This window comes from Parolsenella sp., from assembly GCF_982402205.1.
Map to the genome: position 1 here is coordinate 1 of NZ_CEVYAT010000200.1, position 2,047 is coordinate 2,047.

5 protein-coding genes are annotated in these 2,047 nt (G+C 64.7%); all 5 read left to right on the top strand.

From position 1 onward, the window contains the following. Window positions 1–694 (top strand): hypothetical protein (locus AC1VTH_RS07990; protein WP_481335631.1); only part of this gene is annotated, 694 nt, incomplete at its 5' end. Between the two features lie 58 nt (window positions 695–752). Further along, the gene (locus AC1VTH_RS07995) at window positions 753–1,259 is read left to right on the top strand and encodes a hypothetical protein (protein WP_481335633.1); all 507 of its coding nucleotides are present in this window, start codon (window positions 753–755) and stop codon (window positions 1,257–1,259) included. Continuing rightward, window positions 1,256–1,480 (top strand): hypothetical protein, encoded by a 225-nt coding sequence (locus tag AC1VTH_RS08000; protein WP_481335634.1) that lies wholly within the window; start codon window positions 1,256–1,258, stop codon window positions 1,478–1,480. Before AC1VTH_RS07995 ends, AC1VTH_RS08000 begins: the two co-directional genes overlap by 4 nt. Continuing rightward, a complete protein-coding gene (locus tag AC1VTH_RS08005; RefSeq protein WP_481335635.1) occupies window positions 1,470–1,799 on the top strand; it encodes a hypothetical protein in 330 nt (109 codons plus the stop codon). Before AC1VTH_RS08000 ends, AC1VTH_RS08005 begins: the two co-directional genes overlap by 11 nt. Window positions 1,800–1,801: 2 nt before the next feature. Further along, window positions 1,802–1,948 (top strand): hypothetical protein, encoded by a 147-nt coding sequence (locus AC1VTH_RS08010; protein WP_481335636.1) that lies wholly within the window; start codon window positions 1,802–1,804, stop codon window positions 1,946–1,948. Window positions 1,949–2,047: the final 99 nt, after the last annotated feature.

The following is a 2,047-nucleotide window of genomic DNA, read 5'->3' on the forward strand; positions in this document are numbered from 1 at the left end:
GAAATGGCCAGAATGGTACAACCGCCGCATCATCGATGGCGCTCCCGCCGGGAGATGGGTGTGCAAGCGGGACCTGTACGACTGGTGGCTCGGTCAAATCGAGGCGAAGGCGACCGACCACCACCGGTACTGGTGCCTCAACGCGCTCGCGGCGTATGCCGACAAGTGCGGCGTGCCCTACGATGAGCTTGAGCGCGACGCACTGGCGCTCGTGCCCCACATGGAATCGCTCACGGTGCGCGAGGATAACCATTTCACCGAGGAAGACGCTCTGGCGGCCATCTCGTCCTACGGGGACGGTATAATCCACAAGCTGCACCGAGACCGAATCGAGCGCAGGACGCAAATCGAGATTCCGGCGAACAAACGAAATGGCAGGAAGCAGAAAGTTCATCTGATGGGCGCGAGGGCCATTCAACAGATTAATGATGAAGTCAACGGCACGAATTGGCGTGACGGCAACGGCAGGAAGCCGAAGTGCGACGAGATACGAGCCTTCGCCTCCGAGCACCGGGAGATGAGCAACAGGCAGATTGCGCTAGAACTCGGCGTTAGCAGGAACACCGTGAACAAGTGGCTGAGGGGTGTGACGTTCAAGAGCGGCAGCCCGGGCATCTGGGAGGTCGATGGGATGCTGTATATGAACGTCCCGAGCGAGTGGCTTGAGTTTGACGAGACCGATAACGACCGATAAAACAGCAGGTAAAACCGTTATAATAGACCGAGAGATTTACCGATAGGAGGTTACCGGCATGGCGGAGGTCACGAAGCGGCAGCTCGCCGAGCAGATAGGCTGTACAAAGCAGACCATCACCAAGGCCATGCAGGGCCTCGACCTCGGCGGGCACGTGGTCAGGCGCGGCCAGACGGACTACTTCGACGAGTACGCCGCCTCGGCAATCGCAGACGTGCTCGCCCCGAGGTTCGCCAAGCCGACAGACCTCGGGAGCAAGGACGTCCTGCTGGAACTCCTCGACCACTACAAGGCAGCGCTTGCCGACAGCGAGGCGATGCGCAGGGCCGAGGCCGAACGGCACGCCGAGGAGCTTGAGCGCTATCGCGACATGCTTTCCGGTCTTGAGGATGAGCTTGACGACCGCGCCGCGATGCTCGCGGACGAGCGCGTGCTTAACTCGGAGCTGGGGGCGAAGCTCGCCTCTGCTCGCGAGGCCCTTTCCGAAATCAAGGCCGCCCCGTTCTGGAAGCGCCACGCCATCGCCGCCCGCGCGCTCTTGCCGTCTCCGGGGGAGTCCGATTGATGACCTACCGACTCGACGTGTTCAGGGACGCCGCGCTCTCGGAGCGCGTGGAGCGCCTGAGCCTGTCAGCGCCGTCCGACGAGCGGGCTTTGGAGCGGGCCGAGGCGGTGCGCTGGAGGTGCGAGTGCGCGGGGCAGAGCGGGGCGATCGTCCTGACGCGCGAGAACGGGGCCGTGGTGGCCCGCATGGGAAGCAGGAGGATGACGGGATATGGGGATTAGGCCGGTGCCGTGGAGCTTCACCATCGAGTTCGACGAGGGCAAGGCGGAGTCCGCCTGGTACGACGTCGAGGAGCTGTACGACTGCACGGACAGGAACGTCTCCCGCTACGGGTGCGTCCGCGCCGCCCGAGGGACGTGGATGGCGGCGGAGGGCGACGAGGTTGAGTCCCAGTGTCTCTCGCTGTCCCTCCTGTCGAGGGCGGATTGGTTCATGCGCACCGTCGGGTCCATCACCGCGTTCGAGGACGACACGGACGAAATCGACTACCTCGACGTGCTGCGCCGCCACGCCCCGCACCGCCTCCCGACCGGGCGGTGAGCATGTCCAGATGGGTCGTGACCGCGCTGGTCGAGGACGGGAGCTGGGTGCCCGTGGAGGTCGAGGCGGAGTCGATGGCCGAGGCCGTCGATTGCGCCCTCTCGCTCGATTGGGTCGAGAACGTGGTCGAGTGCCAGAGGATAGAATGAGGCCGAGGCCCGTGGCCCCCGAGCAAGCGTAGCCCGGCAGGCGCAGCGACCCGCCCCTGCGGGTAAGGGAGGCCCGGACACCAACGGCGCAATCGGAGC

Bases quoted from the DNA above. Each gene is read 5' to 3' on its own strand.
- AC1VTH_RS07995 (WP_481335633.1), top strand. From the start codon at position 753: ATGGCGGAGGTCACGAAGCGGCAGCTCGCCGAGCAGATAGGCTGTACA.
- AC1VTH_RS08005 (WP_481335635.1), top strand. From the start codon at position 1,470: ATGGGGATTAGGCCGGTGCCGTGGAGCTTCACCATCGAGTTCGACGAG.
- AC1VTH_RS08010 (WP_481335636.1), top strand. From the start codon at position 1,802: ATGTCCAGATGGGTCGTGACCGCGCTGGTCGAGGACGGGAGCTGGGTG.